This window comes from Thalassotalea sp. G20_0 (assembly GCF_017744175.1).
Classification (GTDB): domain Bacteria; phylum Pseudomonadota; class Gammaproteobacteria; order Pseudomonadales; family Endozoicomonadaceae; genus Endozoicomonas.
Map to the genome: position 1 here is coordinate 87,825 of NZ_JAGHQV010000010.1, position 19,377 is coordinate 107,201.

A 19,377-nucleotide genomic window follows, 5' to 3' on the forward strand; every position below is an offset into this window, starting at 1 on the left:
AAAGCACAAGCAGTCTGTCTTTTTCGGGCAGCGGGTGGCGGGAAGCGGGAAGCGCTTACTAAAATGTCAAAGTTATCAAATGACAGCCCCTTAATCAGTAGACGGCTTGTTAGCAATAATCGCCAACGCATCCATCAACCGTTCCTGGGCATTACGTCGACGCTGACTCCGAACCGGCCGGTTTTTCTCATACTCACCGTCACTTTGCAGCTGCCAGCTGCGGGTGTTGTCGGTGAGGTAGTAGTCCAATTCCTTTTTGATGCGAGCGGCAAGTTTCGGGTCTTCAATGGGGAAACAGGTCTCAATACGCATGTCCAGATTTCGGATCATGGCATCCGCACTGGAACAGTAGACCAGTGCGTCATTATCACCATTTTCAAAGTAGTAGATACGGGTGTGCTCAAGAAACCGTCCGACAATGGAGCGTACGCGGATATTTTCCGACAGCCCTTCAATGCCGGGCCTAAGGCAGCAGATGCCCCGAACGATCAGATCCACCTCAACACCGGCCTGAGACGCTTTGAACAACGCCTTAATGATATGAGACTCAGTGAGTGAGTTGATTTTGATGATGATCCGGGCCTGTTTTCCCTCTTTGGCGTTACTGGTTTCCTGATTGATCAGATCAATCAGGCTCTTCTTCAGCGTGAAAGGCGCATGGAACAGCTTACGGACACGAACCGCACGTCCCATCCCAGTCAGCTGCTGGAAGATTTTATGGACGTCGTTGGTCAGTATCTTGTCACAGGTCAGCAGGCTGTAATCGGTATAGAGACGGGCATTGCCAGCATGATAGTTACCGGTGCCAAGGTGAGCATAACGCTGAATATGCCGTCCTTCACGACGAACAATCAACATCATTTTGGCATGGGTTTTATAGCCGACGACACCGTATACGACGACGGCTCCTGCTTCCTGCAGGCGACGGGCCAGGGCCAGGTTTTCCTCTTCATCAAACCGGGCACGGATCTCCACCACAACCGTCACCTCTTTGCCCTGCCTGGCGGCTTCTACCAGGGCATCCACCATTTCTGAGTGAGCACCGGTGCGGTACAGCGTCTGTCGAATGGCCAGCACATCAGGGTCTTTGGCGGCCTGACGGAGCATATCCACCACCGGGGTGAATGACTCAAAGGGGTGATGGAGCAGGATATCCTGTTTGGCCACCAGATCCAGCACGTTGTTACTGTGCTTCCGTTTACTGTGCAGACCTTTCGGGTAGCCTGGGGTAAACGGCGGGAAGACCAGGTCCGGTTTGTCATTGGTGTCGCAGATGGACATCATGCGCGTCAGGTTGACCGGTCCACTGACCTGGTAAACGTCTTCATTGGTCAAACCAAATTCATTGAGTAGAAAATCCACCAGCGGTTGTGGGCAGTTGTCGGCTACCTCCAGCCGTACCGCTTTACCATAACGACGGGAGAGCAGTTCGCCCTGCAGTGCCTTGGCCAGGTCTTCAACCTCATCTTCAAGATCCAGGTCGCTGTTACGGGTCAGCCGGAACTGATAACAGCCTTTGATATCCATGCCGGGGAACAGGTCGCTGACATGGCGATGGATAATCGAAGAGAGAAATACATAATCATTCTCCCGGCCATCACAGATATCTTCAGGCATTTTGACAATACGTGGTAACGACCGGGGTGCCGGGATAATGGCCATACCGGTATCACGACCAAAAGCATCTTTGCCTTCCAGGGAGACAATAAAGCAAAGCAGTTTGTTTGCCAGCCTTGGGAACGGGTGGGCAGGGTCCAGCCCGATAGGGCTGATAATGGGCATCACTTCATGGTAGAAGAAGCGCTTGATCCATGCCTGCTGCTTTTCCGTCAGCTCATTGCGACGCAGAAAGCGAATACCCTCTCTTCTCAGAGAAGGTAACAGGCTTTCATTCAATATCTGGTATTGCAGCTCAACGTATTCTTTGGCCTTCTGGCTGATCTCTTTCAGGACCTGCTGTGGTCCCATGCCATCGAGACCCACCTGCTCACGGGAGAAGTCGATCTGCTGCATCAGGCCCGCGACCCGGATTTCAAAATATTCATCGAGGTTGGAGCTGAAAATCAGCAGAAACCGGAAGCGCTCCAGCAGCGGGTACTCTTCGTTTAACGCCTGCTGCAGCACCCGGAAATTAAACGCCAGATGGCTGAGTTCACGATTAATGTAATAGTCAGGGTTCTGATAATCACTGACCTTTGGGGGCTTGCTGACCATTGGCTCGGCAAACTCAGATGATTGGGCCCGGGTTTCCTGAACATCCGACTGTTGGGGGTTATCCATACGACCTCTTTCTCAGCAAAATAGCACTGGCTTATGATGACCGGTTTCAGTGGCTTTTGTCATGGATCCTGTCAGTGACGTTTGTCAGAGATTCAACCAATGGCCCGGTAAACAGGCGACTCTCGGAGCGGAAGTAATAGGGCAGGGAGAATGTCGCATTATTCATTTTATTCTAACAGAAATAATAAAGACTACTCCCGGCATGAACGTTTGCCTGTTTTATCAAGCGTTCATTTTACGGAGCGCTCTTGCAGCGTCTTTAGCAAAATACGTCAGAATGGCATCCGCACCGGCCCGGCGAAAACACATCAGGGATTCCAGCATCACGGCATCGCCATTAAGCCAGCCATTGGCCGCCGCCGCCTTGTGCATGGCGTATTCACCACTGACCTGGTAGGCAAAGACCGGTACCTTGAATTCATCCTTAACCCGGCGAACAATATCCAGGTAGGGCATGCCAGGTTTTACCATCACCATATCGGCACCTTCTGCCAGGTCGGCAGCCACCTCGTGGATTGCCTCATCACTGTTGGCAAAGTCCATCTGAAAGCTGAACTTATTGCTTTTGCCGAGGTTACCGGCTGAGTCCACCGCATCCCGGAACGGGCCGTAGTAATTGGAGGCATATTTGGCCGAGTAGGCCAGAATGCGGGTATTGATATGGCCTTCCTCTTCCAGACGCTGGCGGATGGCACCAATCCGGCCATCCATCATGTCTGACGGGGCAACAATGTCTGCGCCGGCTTCTGCGTGGGACAGGGCCTGACGGACAAGGGCCTCAACCGTTTCATCATTGACCACATAACCATCTTGATTGGTCAGGCCATCAAGACCGTGGGAGGTAAAGGGATCCAACGCTACATCGGTAATCACACCCAGCTCCGGGAACTGGTTTTTCAGCGCCCGGACCGCGCGCTGGGCAAGGCCTTCCGGGTTCCAGGCTTCTTCCGCCAGTTCGGACTTCCTGTCAGCGGGTGTCACTGGAAACAGGGCAATGGCCGGAATGCCCAGCTCCACCAGCTCAGCGGCTTCCTCAAGGAGTAAATCAATGCTGAGGCGCTCAACACCGGGCATGGACGCAACGGCCTGGCGCTGCTGATGACCGTCCACAATAAACAGTGGATAAATAAGGTTGTCCACGGCAAGCTGACTTTCGCGCATCAGGCGGCGGGAGAAGTCGTTGTAGCGCATTCGTCTTGGGCGGGCAGCAGGAAAAGGGCGGTGAATCATACTTCTTTATCCTTTTGAGGTTGTAAGGGGCGGAAGCCTCGCAACGAAGCGTCAACAGGCCAAACAGCCACAGTTTCTAATTTGACAATAATGGCTGGCATTATACGGGAAAAAACGTATGATTTTGCAGGGATTGTTGTATCAAACAGATGTTTGTAGCTACTGGAAGATGTTATGAATAACAAGAAATGGCTTTTGCTGACAGTGCTGGTTGTAGCAATTGGTGCGTTTTACACTCTGGACGGCCAGCAATACCTGACCCGTGATTTCTTTCAGGGCCTTTATCGTGATGATCCGGTACTGACGGCTGCTGCTTTCTTTATCATCTACGTGGCGGTTACCGGCCTTTCCCTGCCCGGAGCGGCAGTGCTTACGGTGGTGGCGGGGGCCATTTTTGGCCTGTTTCAGGGCGTGTTGCTGGTCTCTTTTGCCAGCACCATGGGAGCCACCCTGGCTTTTCTGTTTTCCAGAACCTTATTAAGAGACTGGGTAGCGCAAAAGTTTTCCGGTTATCTGGAGACCATTAACAACGGCGTGAACAAGGATGGAGCCTTTTATCTGGCAACGCTACGACTGATTCCGGCCGTGCCTTTCTTTGTGATCAACCTGGTGATGGGGCTGACCTCCATGCGGGTCCTGACCTTCAGTCTGGTCAGTCAGCTGGGAATGCTCCCGGGCACGGCGGTGTTCGTCAATGCCGGTGCCCAGCTTGGCCTGGTGGAGGAGCTGTCTCTTGAAGGGATTTTAACGCCACCATTGATCGCTTCATTTGTGCTTTTGGGTATTTTCCCCTGGATTGCCAGAATGGTGATGGAGTGGTTGAGACGTCGTCGTTTATATCGCAGCTACCAGCAGCCTGCACAGTTTGATAATAACCTGACCGTGATTGGTGCCGGTTCTGCCGGACTGGTCAGCAGCTATATTGCTGCGGCGGTTAAGGCCAAAGTATCACTGATTGAAAAGCATAAAATGGGGGGCGATTGCCTGAATACCGGGTGTGTACCCAGCAAAGCCCTGATTCGCTCCGCCAAAATGGCCCATTACCTGAAGCGGGCCGATGAGTTCGGTATTGAACATGCGTCCGGGCAGGTCAATTTCTCCAAAGTGATGGAGAGGGTTCAGGGGGTTGTTGGCAAGGTTGAGCCCCACGACTCTGTGGAGCGTTATTCCGGCCTGGGGGTTAACTGCATCAGTGGTTCTGCCCAGCTGATCAGCCCTTGGGAAGTAGAAGTGGATGGTAAAAGAATCACGTCCCGAAATATTGTCATTGCCAGTGGTGGTCGTCCCTATGTGCCACCTCTGCCGGGCCTTGAGCAAATTGAATACTACACATCGGACACCATTTGGGACTTGCGCAAGAAGCCCGGCCGGATGCTGGTGATTGGCGGTGGCCCTATTGGCTGTGAACTGACTCAGGCCTTCACCAGGCTGGGTGTTCAGGTTATTCAGGTGGATCACGGAGCCCGGCTGTTGCATCGTGAAGATGAAGATGTTTCAAAACTGGTGATGGATCAGTTTATTCAGGATGGCGTCGACCTGAGGCTGAAACACGAAGCCCGTTCTTTCCATAAGTTGCAGGATCCGGACACCGGAGCAGAGCGTCAATTTCTGGCAGCGGAATTTGCCGGTCAGACAGTAGAAATTGACTTTGATATCGTCCTGTTTGCCACGGGTCGCAAAGCCAATACGGCAAATCTTGGCCTTGAAGCGCTGGGTATCGAGTTAACTGAGCGGGGAACCATCGAGGTTAATGACTATATGCAGACCCGTTACCCCAATATCTATGCCTGTGGCGATGTCGCGGGACCTTACCAGTTTACCCATACGGCGGCACATCAGGCCTGGTATTGTGCGGTGAATGCACTGTTTGGCCGTTTCAAAAAGTTCAAGGTGGATTATTCAGTGATTCCCTGGTGTACCTTTACCGATCCGGAAGTGGCCAGAGTGGGTTTGAATGAACAGGAGGCTCGGGAACAGGGCATTGCCTATGAAGTGACCAAATACGGTATTGATGATCTGGACCGGGCCATAGCGGATGAAGAGGCACGGGGCTTTGTGAAAGTGTTGACCGTGCCGGGCAAGGATAAGATCCTGGGAGTCACCATTGTTGGTTATCATGCCGGTGAGCTGATTACGGAGTATATCAGTGCCATGAAACACGGTCTGGGTCTGAATAAAATTCTGGGCACCATCCATATCTACCCGACACTGAGCGAAGCCAACAAATATGCTGCGGGTGAGTGGAAAAAAGCCCATGCACCCCAGGGGGTATTGTCGCTGGTGGAAAAATACCACGCATGGATGCGCCATTGACTATCATTAAGGGGTCATTATAAGCATAAGGATGTTTAATGAGTGACCCGGACCCGTCTGATGGTGGCCCGACAGAGGATCCCTCAAAGGATTCTGTAAATAACAGCCCAAGGTTAGCGTCGGCTGCCATCAGCGAAGATAAGAAAATCTTCCAAGAGCTGAAAAAAATCCTCAAGAACCGAAGTGTTATGCTGGCTGAGCCTTCTTCCCGGAAAAGTCTCAAAACCAATAACAAAAGTCTTCTGGCAAGAATAAAAAACTTTCTGCCAACTTCTATCTATAAGATGGTCTCCCGTCTCAAACCCATTGATAAACAGAAAAAGATTGGAACGATGATTGCGCTGGTCCAGCAAAAAAATCAAATGGCCTGGCAGCGCCTGGGAGAAGGCAAGGCTGAGGGTGTCTGTGATCAGGCGTTGCGCAAGCTACAGCTGGATTGTGAGCAGTCGCAGCTCTGGCTGGACCTGCTGGAAGGCCGTGGGCAGTCAAAGGTTACTGAAGAGCGGGCACGGGTGGTTGACTGTCTCAAGGACTGTGTTGCCGCAGACGTTGCCAGTGACTTCAGGCAGGCTGATGAGGCTTACGTTGAGGCCGTTCATGATCTCAAGTTATCCATCATTCATGAAAATGATCTGAAAATTGAGCTGCAGGCACCTAAAGCGTCTTCTCCCCTGGCCGGGGAGCTGAGGCAATTTGAGAAAATGCTGGTGGATGAGGCATCAGCCCTGGAAGCATATCGGCTGTATGGGCAGAATCAACGGTCATGACTGGTTTCTGCTGTTGGTTCGATCAACTACTTTGTTCAATTTAACAGTTACCTTTTTCCCTTCAGCATTCGTTTTAGTGGTTATTTTCAGGCATAACATGTCAGTCTCATTCCACCATAAGTGAAGATCCTCCGCTTCCTTTAGAAGCCTCGTTTTTTCCTGGGCAAATGCTTCGGCAGATTCAAAGTCATCGCTATGACATTCCAGTATTTTTTCCAGGTTGCCAAAAGGAAAGACTGCAGTAGTTACTGTCTCCCTTTCATGGTAACCGTAACCAGGCTGAGAGTCGGCTGATGAAACAGTACGATCGGAAATGCTTTTTTGTTGCACGGTGGAATCGTTAGATTGCTCTGATCGATTCGACAGGAAATTGAAGATATTGGTGGCAATGGCCACCACTCTTCCACAAAACCAACGCACAGCGTCAAATGGCAGTTTTACCGCTGCCTTAACATAATGAGCAATATTTTCAATCGAATTACTAATCATGATATGAATTCCGAAAATTTATAATAATGCGTCCTTTAATATCAAAAGATTTTGTCAGGGAGTGATTTATTAAGAGAACGCCGCTTTTCGACTTAGACGGTGTACGGCTTGGAAAGTTCCAGATGCCCCTCTGCCGGGATAGGCCGGGAGGCATAAAGTGTTCTGTGGGTAATACAAAGATTAAGGCTGGGCTTCAGTGGGGTCCGGGATCATAGAGTAGGTAGAAGGGCTGGCAATACCACTGGTTTTTAGCACCAGCAGTGACATAACTCCGCTAACTAAAACAAACTGCCAGGTCCAGTCTGGCATCAGATCAATCCATATCCCATTGGATACAACAATGGTTGCCCCGGTAAATACAAAGCGTATGGCTTCCATAACGATCAATCCGGTGAATTTTTCCAGCAACCAGCCAATACCAATGAGGTTCAGTGCAAGAACCATTGTCCATAGTGCATTGAAGCCGTAAGGTGTGTTGTGGTTGATGGCTAAAAATACCGTGGTTGCCAGCACAAGCATGGCAAAGTGGATCAGTGAATAGACTTTCAGACCCATACTGACGTCAGGGTTATAGTTCTTATAGCCGTGAATATCCGGCATCTTCATCGGTGCGGCGATGTCCGCAGGTCGATAGCCTGTGCGTCTGAACCAGAGTGTGAGTTTGTCTTTCCAGTTTTTGGTATTCATGGCATCCCTGAACATCCCGGTATAAAGATGAAGGTTTGCCCATACCGGGTTCCAGCTTCTCAGAGGCTTTAACGTGCCGTAGCGGATGGGCTCATAGTTTTCATCTTCTTCGATAAAGGTGCCAAACAGTCGGTCCCAGATAATAAATACCCCGCCATAATTCTTATCCAGATACTTCCGGTTTTTGGCATGGTGAACCCGATGGTTTGAGGGGGTAACAAACAGCCGTTCAAACCAGCCAAGCTTTGGAATATGGCGGGTATGCACCCAATATTGATAAAGCAGATTCATCAGGCTTACCGTCAAAAAGACATAAGGTGGGATGCCAACAATGGCCATGGGCACGTAGAACACCCATGAGAACAGAAAGCCGGTGCTGGTCTGGCGCAGAGCCGTTGTCAGATTGTATTCCTCACTCTGGTGATGCACGGAGTGGGCAGCCCAGAGCAGGTTGATTTCATGGCCTTTGCGATGATTCCAGTAATAGAAGAAATCCTGCAATACAAACCCAAGGACCCATACCCAGAGGGCGTTGCTATCCAGTGACAAGAGCGCTGCATGATTATAAATAAGGGTATAAATACCCAGTTTGAAAATAACACCCGTGGTGACGTTAAGCATCCCCGTACTCAGGCTGTTTATGGCATCGTTAACTCGATAGTAATCCTTCTTGCGAATGATGGTGGCGATCACTTCAATAAGGATCATCAGCAAGAAGATTGGTATGGCGTACACAATCGGATTCATGGGGCGAGCCTGATTATTATTGTTGTAGGCCTGTTTTTAACATGAGTCCCAATGAAAAGCATGGTTTTTCATCAATTGAACACGTCTTATGCTGCCCAGATTTTAGATTGGAACCAGAATTAGCCTCTTGCCGGAAGTTGACCGGTTAGACAGCTACGGTTGTCTGAAATTTTAAATTCCCATTTATGAACTTTTCTGTTTTTTTTGGTCAAACAGGTAACCCAAAAAACTCATGTTGGTGTGATTTATGACTCCTTTATCAAACCAGGCTGCTGGGGCGACTCCGAAAAATACTTCCTGCGATTCTCAGGTTCCTGCTGCGGGCACTGCTTTTGGAGGGCATAAAGTCTCCATAGTGAATTTGGAGAAGGCGCAAGTCTTGATGGCTTTATATAATTACGCCCGTAACCCGATGAGCAGTTTTTATAGCCCTTCCGGGTCACATAATCCTACGCCCGAATACCCTCCAAACATGTATACCTTCAAGATTAAGGATTCTGATAAATTTATGTCTCTTGATGAAGCGAGTCCACTGGTTTCTGAAACGCTGAATCTTGAATATGTCCGGGGCAGAGCAATTAAAACTAATATATCAGGAGATGTCATAGATACACGTCGATATGACAGAGATAATGGCGAAGGTGTCGGTGCAATGGCTATTCAAAGCCTTACAAAATAACGAGGAAAGAAAAGAGCGTCATTATGTTATATGGCGCTATTTTTCCTGTTACTCACCGTTAAAGAATGCTTTCATCTTCGTAAAGTATTTTTCCCTATAGAGCAGCGGCCGGTTCCTTTTCCTTTCCTGACTGCAGACTTGCCGCCTTGCGTGAGTGAATCGCTTTATTGATCAAGGCAGCAATACCCTTGTCGCCACGTTGGCCGACTACCTGAAGGGGGGTATTCGATCTCCGGCATGTTCCCAGGACGCAGCCAACCTTTGCCTGTTCCGGGTCAGCACCGTGCTCCAGCAGCATCAACACAATAGGCCTGTATGGGGTCGAAGCTGCAGCGTAGAGCGGGGTCACCCCGTCTTTGCTGGCGGTATTCACCAGGGCATTGCCAAGCTCGGCTCTTGCTGAATCCGGCACTTTACTGATGAACGCTAATATGTGCTGGACAATCCTGACAAACCCACCATGTGCAGCAATTAATAGCGGAGTAGCACCATGAGCGTCAGTGGCATTCACCACCTGCCTGGCTACCTTGCTCCGCTCTGATTCCGGTACCGCTGAAACAGACTCCAGCAGTAACTGTATGATCCTGCTATTGCCCATGCGGGCAGCCAGATGGAGCGGCTGCCTCTCGCCCTTGCCCTTGCTCTGCTTTTCAGGGGCCAGCACCTCAATCATGGTATCGGCTCTTTTGGCCTCCGGCGAGGATTCCAAGACCTGCAGGAAGCAGGATACCATTCGGTCATCGCCTCTTATGATCGCTTCACACAGTGGGGTTTGGCCATTTTTGTGGGCTGCATTCATGACTGCCACCAGGGCCCGGGGAATATCTGCCTCAGGCAATGCCATCAAGTAGTTCAGGAAAGTTGCCACGACCCACTCATGGGCATTCTGAGTGGCAAGATAAAACGGCGTCACGCCTTTTTTTTTATGGCGGTGTGTCATGAGCCTGATGGCGACATTTGCCTTTTCTGCCGCCGGTGCATCCTGCAAGGCGGTATTCAACAGGAGTTCTGTGGCCTCCTTATGCCCGTCCTGGGCAGTGATATGGAGTGGAGAAACCGGGTGGTCAGTCACGCCGGACGGGGCTGTCCGTTGCGCCAGATCCGGGTCTTCGGTCAGTAACTCCCGGAGCCAGATCAGGTTATTATTGCGGCAGGCGGCCAGTACTGGTGCCTCGTTCAACGGATTTGAGCGGTCATCACCATCGCTGATCCCGGTATCCGGTGCCGCCAGATCCTGCAAAGGGACCTCCTCGACAGGCTGTGGATGGGAGCTGGAAGGGACACTTTCACTCTGGATCGTATTCATGACTATTAACCTGGTGGCATGGATGAAATGGATGAAGAACGTTTGAAACTCATCGTATGGTCAGTAGCTGGTTTATTGGTTATTGGATTTTTTACCAAATCGCTCAAGAAAGCGCTCTAAAGACTCCAGAATCTTAAGTTCAGCATACCGGTGCTTTTCTCTTGGCAAATTGGCTGACAAAAATTCTGCATCATCCCTGCATGATTTTTCCTGAGCGATCGACAGATCAAGCCCTACTGTTTACTAAATCTGTTTGTCTTGAAAAACCAGGCACAATATTGCTACTTAACGGAATTCATGATTCTTTTAGCCATTTCGATTGCTATCAAACCAGCATTATCCCCATTATCTCGATCGTATAGCCTGGTATCAGCAACATCACCACTGATATTGGTTTTAATTATCCGTCCATCAACATAGTCAAAACTCAAGCGTAAGTTTCTTTCAGTATGTTGTTGGGCTCTTTCTATACTCATATTTTTCAGAGCTCTGGGAGCATAAGCCCCATTACCTTGAGGCTTTGAATTATTGAATAAAGCCATTAATACAATTGCTTTATCGAGTCCTGCAATGGAGACTTTGTGAGGGCCAAGTGAGGCACCTGAATTCGATGTTGAAGAGTTGGTTTGTTCCTGTGGCGATGTAACTGCCGCTGATGAAGTGCCTTGTATAGGTTGCATTGCATTAATATCCTCCATTGTTTATCGACAACAACAGACAACAACCTACTAAATAAGTTCGATTATTTGAAAATGGAATAGCCTGATGATCCAAATTAACGACAGGTGTTTAATTATGGAAGCCGTAAGCCCTCACGGCTTCGCTGGGGCCCTCATGGCCAACGACGGGTCCCTTCGATGCACTGACTGCTGGCTTTAACAGCCAGCTTTTTTCCTGGTAGCATCGCAAAATCGAGCTTGGCTCACAGTAACAATATCTCCCTTCCCCGCTTTCTTACCGGATAAGTTTCAATAGTAGCCCCTCTTCCAGAAGCGCCCTTCTTACCAGGGTAAACCCGCCATACCATGGGCTGTCGTAAAGCGTTGAGTAAACGACGCTGGTTTCAAGGTTTTCATTGATTGAAACCGTCTGCGTTTTCAGACAATGTTTGATCACCGGGTGGATAATCGTGGCAGCGGCACAGATTTCACCAGCAAGCACCACTGTGTCCGGCCGCAGCAAGTTGACACTCATGGCTATTGCTCTGCCAAGGTTACCGGCGGCTTCTTTCAGTAGATCATTTGCCAGCTGATCGCCCTCGTTCGCGGCATGACAGATTGCCAGGATATCCGCCTTTTTTGTCTGGCTGATATTTAACAGACTGGGAACACCAGACGCCAGCAGTTTATGACAGCGCTTTTCTATGGCCGGATTACAGACCAAAGTTTCCAGGCAGCCATAGTTACCGCAGTAACACCGTTCTCCCAGCGGGTCGATCTGAATATGGCCAATCTCGCCAACGGTCAGGGTACTGCCTTCATAGAGCTTGTCGTCCAGAATCATGCCAGCCCCCACCCCGTTATGGACGCTGACAAAGAGGCTATTTTTAAATCCACGGCTGACGCCAAAGTGGTACTCAGCCAGCGCCATGGACGAAATAAAGTTGTTGATAAAACAGGGAAGCCCCAATGCGTCAGACACCTGCTCTGCCAGGGGGAGATTGCTGACAGAAAGGTGGGGCATGAAAGTAATAATTCCTTTGGCGGAATTGATCAGGCCGGGTGTTGTTATGCCAACACCAGCCAGACAACGAATATGCTTCTTATGGGTTTTGAGAAATTTTCTCAGTGTGGCAATCAGCTGCCTGGAAAATTCCACCTGATTCAAAGGCTGAATCGGCTCTGAGTATTCTGCCAGCAGCTTGCCTGACAGGTCACACAACCCCAGGTGGAGTTTGGTTCTGCCTGCCCTTGCTGCAAGAATCTGGATCTGGCCCTGCCTTGGAGCCAGCGATATGGCCCGACGCCCCCGTTCAGAGGTCTGCTGTTCCTGTTCAACAATCAGGCCGACTTCCATCAGCTGTCGGGTGATACGGGTCACGCTACCGGCAGCCAGACGACATTGTCTGGCTATCTGAATTCTCGAGATGGAGCCATGATCAACAATCGCTTGGTAAACCGCAGAAATGTTCCGCTCTTTTACGAAGTCCAGATTGGCAATTACTGTCGTCATTTTTGTAGTTTCAGCTCACCACCGCTCACCGTACCCAGCAGGGTAAAGTTGTCATCGAAAATGGCAAGGTTGGCAAACTGCCCAACCGCAATGCTGCCCATCTGACTTTCAACATGAATGGCTTTTGCTGCATTGACGGTAGCCATGCGAATCACCGCCTGAGGCTCAATCCCCGCCCGTACGCTATTGGCAACCGCTGCAATCATAGTGAGTGCGGAGCCGGCAAGGGTTCCATCCGCGTTGGAGCACTTGCCATCTTTGTGATAGATAGTTTGTCCGGCAAAGACAAAGGTTTCCATATCGGTGCCAGCGGGAGTGGTTGCATCGGTCACCAGCACCAGACGGTCCTGCATCAGACGATGGGCGATACGCAGGTTTTCCCAGGACAGGTGAAGACCGTCAGCAATGATACCGGCACCCAGAGCATGACTGTCAAAAACGGCACCTACCACACCAGGCTCGCGGCTGCCCAGGGGGCTCATGGCGTTATGGAGATGAGTGGCAAAGGTGGCACCCGCTTGTTCTGCCGCTTTAGCCTGCTCACAGGTGGCATTGGTATGGCCGATGGACACGATAATGCCCGCTTTACTCAGCTTTTCAATGGTTCCTTCCGGGCAGACTTCCGGTGCCAGTGTCACCATGGCAATGACGTCGGCATTGTCACAGAAAAAGTCGATCATTGCGCAAGAGGGCGTACGGATGAAGTCCTGATCATGAATGCCTTTGCGCTGAGGGTTCAGGTAAGGGCCTTCCAGATGAATGCCGGGTACGCGATCCGGATGCCTGGCCATGTATTCACGGGTGACCTTAACCGCTTGTCGCATATCATCATCACTGCTGGTAATCAGCGTAGGCAGAAATGCCGTACAACCTGAGCGGAGGTTGGTCTCGTGCATGATGTCCAGCGTATTGGTGGAGATATCACTGTTAAAAAGAACACCACCACAGCCGTTTAATTGCAGGTCGATAAAACCAGGGCTTAACGTAAGACCGCCGATGTCTACTTTTTTCAGGCTATCGGTACCCTGATGATCACCGGCAATATCCTCTGCCTTGCCAATGGCCGAAATTCGGCCATTCTCTATAATGATGGTATCAAACGACGACTGCTCCGGGTCACCGGTTAACGGTTTGAAATTAACCAGTGCGTAACTCTTTTCCGGGCTGATGGCCAGATCCGCAGACATTTCAAAAGTCCTTGATGTTTTCAGACTCAATATCCTGGAAGTAGCGCAGAGTGCGAACTTTCAGATCCAGGGTGGCAGGGTCATCACAGATCATCATCGCTTTTGGATGAAGCTGCAGGGCTGAGATTGTCCACATATGGTTTACTGATCCTTCAACCGTGGCCTGAACCGCACGGGATTTATCAGAGCCAGTGGCCAGAATCATCAGCTCACGGGAGTCCAGAACCGTTCCGACACCCACGGTAAGCGCCAGTTTTGGTACCTGGCTGATGTCCTGATCAAAGAAGCGTGCGTTGGCTTCACGGGTTTCAGTGGTCAGCGTCTTCAGGCGGGTACGGGAGGATAGTGAAGAACCGGGTTCATTAAATGCGATGTGCCCATCGTGTCCGACACCACCCATAAACAGCTCAATGCCGCCATAACCTTTAATCGCTGTTTCGTAGCGCAGGCACTCGGCTTCCAGATTTTCTGCGTTACCGTCCAGAAAGTTAATGTTCGCTGCCGGGATATCCACATGATCAAAGAAGTGGCGGTGCATGAACATTCGGTAGCATTCCGGGTGATCGGCAGGCAGGCCAACGTATTCGTCCATGTTGAAGGTAACAACATGGGCAAAGCTTACCTCCCCTTCCCTGTGCAGGCGAACCAGTTCCTGATACGTCGGGATGGGTGTGCCGCCGGTTGGCAGGCCGAGAACAAAGGGGCGTTCAGGAGTCGGATTAAATGCCTTGATCCGGCTGACAATGTATCGAGCAGCCCAACGACCAACTGCTGCCTTGTCTTTCAGAGGTATAAAGCGCATGTCGTAAACTCCAGGTTTCTCTAATCTGCTCAGGGGATGATGTTATGCATCATAGCTTATTTATTTTTTGATGGAAAATAAAGGCGGTTGGCAATGTGCTCAACGGGTAGAAAATGTCTTTAAGTGATGATCTGGGTCAATGTATTCGCTTTTTTATTTTTCTTTGAAAAATAAATCAGTAAAATTCCGCGCCACACAGAACGAGACACACTCTCACTATAAAGAATTAAATGGTTGATCAGTCATGAACATCTTGGGTTACTTGCAGAAACTCGGTAAGGCGCTGATGCTGCCTATTGCCGTTCTTCCTGTCGCAGCTTTGCTGCTGCGTCTGGGCCAGCCTGATTTGCTGGATATTCCCTTTATGGCGCAGGCGGGTAACGCGATTTTCAGTAATCTGGCGTTGCTGTTCGCCATGGGCATCGCCTTAGGCCTGGCGGTAGACGGCGCTGGTGCTGCAGTGATCGCGGGTGCTGTTGGCTTTTTTATTTTGAAAGCCACGACAGCAACCATTAATCCAGATATCGATATGTCCTTCTTCGGCGGTATCATCAGCGGTATCGTTGCCGGTCATTCCTACAACCGATTTCATGCGGTGCCGCTGCCAGCTTATCTTGGCTTCTTCAGCGGCAAGCGTCTGGTACCGATCATGACCGGTCTGTTTATGCTGGTGATCGGCTGGGCCTGTGGTCATATCTGGCCTGGTATTCAAAATGGTATTGATGCTTTTGGTCACGGTGTTGCCGGCTCTGGTGCGGTTGGCCAGTTTGTATACGGTACCCTGAACCGTGGCCTGATTCCTTTCGGTCTGCATCATGTTATGAACTCTTATTTCTGGTTTGGTCTGGGTGACTTTACCAACGCTGCCGGTGACGTGGTCTACGGTGATCTGCATCGCTTCTTTGCCGGTGATCCGACGGCCGGGGTGTTTATGACCGGTTTCTTCCCGGTGATGATGTTTGGTCTGCCGGCAGCGGCCCTGGCCATGTACCTGACGGCTGATAAGAGCCGTCGTGCACAGGTTGGTGGTGTGCTTTTCTCGGTTGCCCTGACGGCATTCCTGACCGGTATTACCGAGCCTCTGGAATTCATGTTTATGTTCCTGGCACCCGGGCTGTATGCTGCTCACGCTGTGCTGACCGGTGCTTCCCTTGTGGTAACCAATGCCATGGGCGTTCTGACGGGCTTTGGCTTTTCCGCTGGTTTGTTTGACATGGTGCTAAACTGGGGTCTGGCAACGAAGCCATGGACTCTGGTGGTTATTGGTCTGGCATTCGCTGTCATCTACTTCTGCGTTTTCTACTTCGCCATCAAGATGTTTAACCTGAAAACGCCGGGTCGTGAAGATGAAGACGATTCTTCAATTGAGAGTGTGGCGGCGGTAGATATAAACAAGCAGGGGATGGGCGACAATGGTTATCTGGCTCGCCAGTTCACCAAAGCGATAGGTGGTCTGGATAACATCACCAATATCGACGCCTGCATTACCCGTCTGCGCCTGACCCTGAAAGACCCTTCTGTGGCTGATGAGCGTGTCATCAAGGCACTGGGTGCCAGCGGTATGATTCGTGTCGGTGATAAGAACCTGCAGATTATTCTTGGTCCAAAGGCGGAAATCATTGCCGGTAAGATGAAAAAAATTGCAGCTACTGAAGATCTGAGTGCTATCCAGTTGCCAGGTCAGGCTCAGCAAGTAGCGGCGGCTATTTCTCAGAAGACAGTGAAAAAAGAAGTGGAAGTAAAAGATACTACTCTGTTCGCCCGTCAGTGCCTGAAAGTGCTGGGTGGCCATCAAAACGTGACTCAGATTGATGCCTGTGTCTCTCGCCTGCGTCTGACGCTGAAAGATACTGCCAGCGTCAGTGATGATCGTATTAAGGCGCTGGGGGCAGCGGCGGTGGTTCGTGTGGGTGACAAGAACCTGCAAATCGTCGTCGGTCCCCGGGCTGAAATGATTGCTGATGAAATGAAAAAGATCCCGGTGACGGATGATCTTGCCAATGTTGAGGTTTCTGCATGACGCTCTGTGATCGAGATGACAAAAAGCAAGATGACAAAAAAGAGGGCAAACCTTGCCAACTGTCACTGGTTGCGCCTTTGTCCGGAATGTTGTTATCCATCGAGGAATCCACTGACCCGGTATTTGCTGGTCGGCTGATCGGTGACGGTATTGCGATTAACCCGACGGATTCTGTGGTGCTGGCACCGTGCGCCGGTACCATCAGCCAGCTGCATGACGCCAGACATGCCGTGGCTATCAAGACAGATTCCGGTGTAGAAGTGTTGATCCATGTGGGCATCGATACTGTTGTTCTGCGTGGTGAAGGCTTTGAGACCAACGTCAAAATAGGCGACAAAGTGACTGTTGGTCAGCAGCTGCTGTCGTTTGATCCTGAGTTTGTCGGAGCCAGGGCGGCCAGCCTGCAGACCGCGATTATGATCACTACCGGTGAAACCGGTGTGGTTGTTAATCCCCGCACCGAAGTAAAAGCGGGGCAGGATACCGTATTTGCCATTGGGGCTGAGCCTGAAAAGGAGATGTCCACCGAGAGCAAATACAGCCGTCAGGACAGCATTACCCTGACAGAAGATTTTGTGCTGAAGAACCCACTGGGTCTTCATGCCCGTCCTTCTGCCACTCTGATTCAGATTATCAAACGCTTCAATTCTGACGTGATGATTCTGAATAAAGATAATGGCAAAGAAAGCAAGGCCAACAGTCTGACTGCTCTGATGGGGCTTCAAACGGTGCTGGGTTCTAACCTGCAAATCACCGTCACCGGCCCTGATGCCAAAGAGGCGATGGAAGCCATCCTCGATGGTTTTCGCAGCGGCCTGGGTGAAGCCGTTGCCGACGTGCTGCCGGTTGCAGATGAAGCCATGGAAGAGGAAGCGCCACTGCTTGGACCGGTAGAAGGCTCCGATGGTCGTTTACCCGGCGTGAAAGCGGCACCGGGCATGGCCATTGGTAAGCTGCACCATCTGGTTCATGAACTGCCCAGCTACCCGGAAGAGGGTGTTGGTGTCAGCGATGAGCTGGGTCAGCTTGGCTACGGTATCCAGAAAGCCCGGGAGTCCCTGCAGCAGCTGGTTGCCAAAATGGAAGCGGATCACGTGGGTGGTCATGCGGAAGTTTTTGTTGCCCATCAGCAGTTACTGGAAGACCCGGCAATCAGTGACCGTGCCCGTGAACTGATTGAAGCAGGCAAGAGCGCCATGTGGTCGTGGCACAGAAGTTTTCTGGCGGAAGCGGATGAAATGCGCAAGCTGGATAACCCGCTGCTGGCGGCCCGGGCCATCGATGTAGAAGACGTTGGTCTTCGGGTTCTGCGCTACCTGATGGGCGTTGAAGGTGGCACCGATCAGCTGCCGGAAAACACCATTCTCTGTCTGGAAGATATTACCCCTTCCGAAGTGGTGACTCTGGATCGCAAGCGCGTGATTGGTATCGTGACCCTGCATGGTGGCGCGACTTCCCATGCGGCGATTCTGGCCGGTTCCCTGGGTATTCCTTACCTGGTCAACGTACCGGGCAGTGTTCGTCAGTACGAGAACGGTACCGATGTTATCCTGAACACCAACAAGGGTTACATGCTGGTTAATCCTACTCAGGAAGAGATCGACAGAACCGTTGCCCGCCAGGAGCGTGCGGCGGCTGAGCATGCAGCGGCGCTGCAAGTGGCTGACCAGCCTGCAGTGACTCTGGATGGCCACCATGTTGAGATCGCTGCCAATATCGCCAACCAGGACGATGCGGAAAAAGCGGTCAAAATGGGTGCTGAAGCGGTAGGTCTGCTGCGTTCCGAGTTCCTCTATATGGAGCGTGCTACCGAACCCACCATGGATGAGCAGATAAAAGCCTACGAAGGTATTCTGGATGCTATGGGTAAAGATCGTCCGGTCATTATCCGTACTCTGGACGTCGGTGGTGACAAGCCTCTGGCTTATCTGCCCCTGCCAAAAGAGGAGAACCCATTCCTGGGTGAACGTGGCGTGCGTATCGGTATTAACCGTCCGGCCATGCTGCGCAAGCAGGTTCGTGCAATCCTGAAGGCGGCTCATGCCGGTCACGCCCGTATCATGTTCCCGATGATCAGCTCCCTGGATGAATTCCGTGCCGTGAAAAAGCTGGTGCTGGAAGAGCAGGAGACGACGGGTGTCACCGTTGAAGTGGGTATTATGATTGAGGTGCCGTCCGCTGCACTGCTGGCCGATCATTTCGCCAGAGAGGTGGACTTCTTCTCTATCGGTACCAATGACCTGACCCAGTACACCCTGGCCGTTGACCGTGGTCATCCAAAACTGGCGGCACGGGTCGATGGTCTTCACCCTGCGGTATTGCGCCTGATCGATATGACGGTGAAAGCAGCCAACAAAGAAGGCAAGTGGACGGGGATCTGTGGCAGCCTGGCCAGTGACCCGAATGCAGTGCCCATTCTGGTGGGTCTGGGCGTTCAGGAACTGTCCATCAGTGTCCCTGCCATTCCGGTGGTTAAGGCCCGTGTTCGCAGCCTGAACTATAAGCAGTGCCAGAGCCTGGCCCGTGAAGCGCTGACTCTGGATTCAGTAGAAGACGTAAGACGTTTGACTGCCTGATCGCAGACGATCATCTTGCTGACAGCCCCCTGGTTTTGGCCATGGGGCTTTTTTATTGCTGTCTGAAATATGTAGTTTTCCTGTGCTGATACGTAGTTGTCCTATAAATCACAAGGTCTTGA

General features: G+C 51.1%; 14 protein-coding genes. 5 read left to right on the forward strand and 9 right to left on the reverse strand.

Going from position 1 to position 19,377, the window contains the following annotated elements; genetic code table 11:
- Positions 1 to 90: 90 nt before the first annotated feature.
- Both ppk1 and hemB read right to left on the reverse strand, forming a co-directional pair.
- Positions 91 to 2,280, reverse strand: a complete 2,190-nt coding sequence (ppk1, locus tag J7438_RS08365; RefSeq protein ID WP_286196469.1) for a polyphosphate kinase 1 — start codon at positions 2,278 to 2,280, stop codon at positions 91 to 93.
- 222 nt (positions 2,281 to 2,502) lie between these two features.
- Positions 2,503 to 3,510: a porphobilinogen synthase gene (gene hemB, locus J7438_RS08370; RefSeq protein ID WP_209276191.1), complete on the reverse strand. Its 1,008-nt coding sequence runs from the start codon at positions 3,508 to 3,510 to the stop codon at positions 2,503 to 2,505.
- Between the two features lie 174 nt (positions 3,511 to 3,684).
- On the opposite strand from hemB, the gene J7438_RS08375 reads away from it, so the two are divergent.
- Positions 3,685 to 5,823: a dihydrolipoyl dehydrogenase family protein gene (locus J7438_RS08375; RefSeq protein ID WP_209276192.1), complete on the forward strand. Its 2,139-nt coding sequence runs from the start codon at positions 3,685 to 3,687 to the stop codon at positions 5,821 to 5,823.
- A 38-nt stretch (positions 5,824 to 5,861) separates the two neighbouring features.
- Positions 5,862 to 6,590: a hypothetical protein gene (locus J7438_RS08380; RefSeq protein ID WP_209200667.1), complete on the forward strand. Its 729-nt coding sequence runs from the start codon at positions 5,862 to 5,864 to the stop codon at positions 6,588 to 6,590.
- Here J7438_RS08380 and J7438_RS08385 read toward each other — a convergent pair.
- Together J7438_RS08385 and J7438_RS08390 are read right to left on the reverse strand one after the other, a co-directional pair.
- Positions 6,585 to 7,079, reverse strand: a complete 495-nt coding sequence (locus tag J7438_RS08385; RefSeq protein ID WP_209276193.1) for a hypothetical protein — start codon at positions 7,077 to 7,079, stop codon at positions 6,585 to 6,587. The genes J7438_RS08380 and J7438_RS08385 overlap by 6 nt on opposite strands.
- Before the next feature lie 180 nt (positions 7,080 to 7,259).
- Positions 7,260 to 8,513, reverse strand: a complete 1,254-nt coding sequence (locus J7438_RS08390; protein WP_209276194.1) for a sterol desaturase family protein — start codon at positions 8,511 to 8,513, stop codon at positions 7,260 to 7,262.
- A gap of 247 nt (positions 8,514 to 8,760) precedes the next feature.
- Between J7438_RS08390 and J7438_RS08395 the strand changes: the two genes are divergently transcribed.
- Positions 8,761 to 9,192: a hypothetical protein gene (locus J7438_RS08395; protein WP_209276195.1), complete on the forward strand. Its 432-nt coding sequence runs from the start codon at positions 8,761 to 8,763 to the stop codon at positions 9,190 to 9,192.
- Positions 9,193 to 9,286: 94 nt separating this feature from the next.
- On the opposite strand, the gene J7438_RS08400 is transcribed toward J7438_RS08395, so the two are convergent.
- From J7438_RS08400 to nagB, 5 genes are all read right to left on the reverse strand, one after another.
- Positions 9,287 to 10,498, reverse strand: a complete 1,212-nt coding sequence (locus J7438_RS08400; RefSeq protein WP_209276196.1) for an ankyrin repeat domain-containing protein — start codon at positions 10,496 to 10,498, stop codon at positions 9,287 to 9,289.
- 281 nt (positions 10,499 to 10,779) lie between these two features.
- A complete protein-coding gene (locus J7438_RS08405) occupies positions 10,780 to 11,196 on the reverse strand; it encodes a hypothetical protein (protein ID WP_209276197.1) in 417 nt (138 codons plus the stop codon).
- A gap of 256 nt (positions 11,197 to 11,452) precedes the next feature.
- Positions 11,453 to 12,670, reverse strand: coding sequence for an ROK family protein (locus tag J7438_RS08410; RefSeq protein WP_209276198.1), 1,218 nt, complete (start codon positions 12,668 to 12,670; stop codon positions 11,453 to 11,455).
- The gene (gene nagA, locus J7438_RS08415) at positions 12,667 to 13,857 is read right to left on the reverse strand and encodes an N-acetylglucosamine-6-phosphate deacetylase (protein ID WP_209276199.1); all 1,191 of its coding nucleotides are present in this window, start codon (positions 13,855 to 13,857) and stop codon (positions 12,667 to 12,669) included. The genes J7438_RS08410 and nagA overlap by 4 nt, the downstream gene beginning before the upstream one ends.
- 1 nt (position 13,858) lies before the next feature.
- Entirely contained in the window at positions 13,859 to 14,659 is an 801-nt protein-coding gene (gene nagB, locus J7438_RS08420; RefSeq protein WP_209200675.1) for a glucosamine-6-phosphate deaminase, read from the reverse strand.
- 244 nt (positions 14,660 to 14,903) lie between these two features.
- Here nagB and nagE point away from each other — a divergent pair, with 244 nt between their 5' ends.
- Together nagE and ptsP are read left to right on the forward strand one after the other, a co-directional pair.
- Entirely contained in the window at positions 14,904 to 16,679 is a 1,776-nt protein-coding gene (gene nagE, locus J7438_RS08425; protein ID WP_209276200.1) for an N-acetylglucosamine-specific PTS transporter subunit IIBC, read from the forward strand.
- Entirely contained in the window at positions 16,676 to 19,255 is a 2,580-nt protein-coding gene (gene ptsP, locus J7438_RS08430; RefSeq protein ID WP_209276201.1) for a phosphoenolpyruvate--protein phosphotransferase, read from the forward strand. The genes nagE and ptsP overlap by 4 nt, the downstream gene beginning before the upstream one ends.
- Positions 19,256 to 19,377 lie beyond the last annotated feature (122 nt).

Coding starts and splice junctions, on each gene's coding strand:
- ppk1 (WP_286196469.1), bottom strand. CDS start 2,280: ATGGATAACCCCCAACAGTCGGATGTTCAGGAAACCCGGGCCCAATCA.
- hemB (WP_209276191.1), bottom strand. CDS start 3,510: ATGATTCACCGCCCTTTTCCTGCTGCCCGCCCAAGACGAATGCGCTAC.
- J7438_RS08375 (WP_209276192.1), top strand. CDS start 3,685: ATGAATAACAAGAAATGGCTTTTGCTGACAGTGCTGGTTGTAGCAATT.
- J7438_RS08380 (WP_209200667.1), top strand. CDS start 5,862: ATGAGTGACCCGGACCCGTCTGATGGTGGCCCGACAGAGGATCCCTCA.
- J7438_RS08385 (WP_209276193.1), bottom strand. CDS start 7,079: ATGATTAGTAATTCGATTGAAAATATTGCTCATTATGTTAAGGCAGCG.
- J7438_RS08390 (WP_209276194.1), bottom strand. CDS start 8,513: ATGAATCCGATTGTGTACGCCATACCAATCTTCTTGCTGATGATCCTT.
- J7438_RS08395 (WP_209276195.1), top strand. CDS start 8,761: ATGACTCCTTTATCAAACCAGGCTGCTGGGGCGACTCCGAAAAATACT.
- J7438_RS08400 (WP_209276196.1), bottom strand. CDS start 10,498: ATGAATACGATCCAGAGTGAAAGTGTCCCTTCCAGCTCCCATCCACAG.
- J7438_RS08405 (WP_209276197.1), bottom strand. CDS start 11,196: ATGGAGGATATTAATGCAATGCAACCTATACAAGGCACTTCATCAGCG.
- J7438_RS08410 (WP_209276198.1), bottom strand. CDS start 12,670: ATGACGACAGTAATTGCCAATCTGGACTTCGTAAAAGAGCGGAACATT.
- nagA (WP_209276199.1), bottom strand. CDS start 13,857: ATGTCTGCGGATCTGGCCATCAGCCCGGAAAAGAGTTACGCACTGGTT.
- nagB (WP_209200675.1), bottom strand. CDS start 14,659: ATGCGCTTTATACCTCTGAAAGACAAGGCAGCAGTTGGTCGTTGGGCT.
- nagE (WP_209276200.1), top strand. CDS start 14,904: ATGAACATCTTGGGTTACTTGCAGAAACTCGGTAAGGCGCTGATGCTG.
- ptsP (WP_209276201.1), top strand. CDS start 16,676: ATGACGCTCTGTGATCGAGATGACAAAAAGCAAGATGACAAAAAAGAG.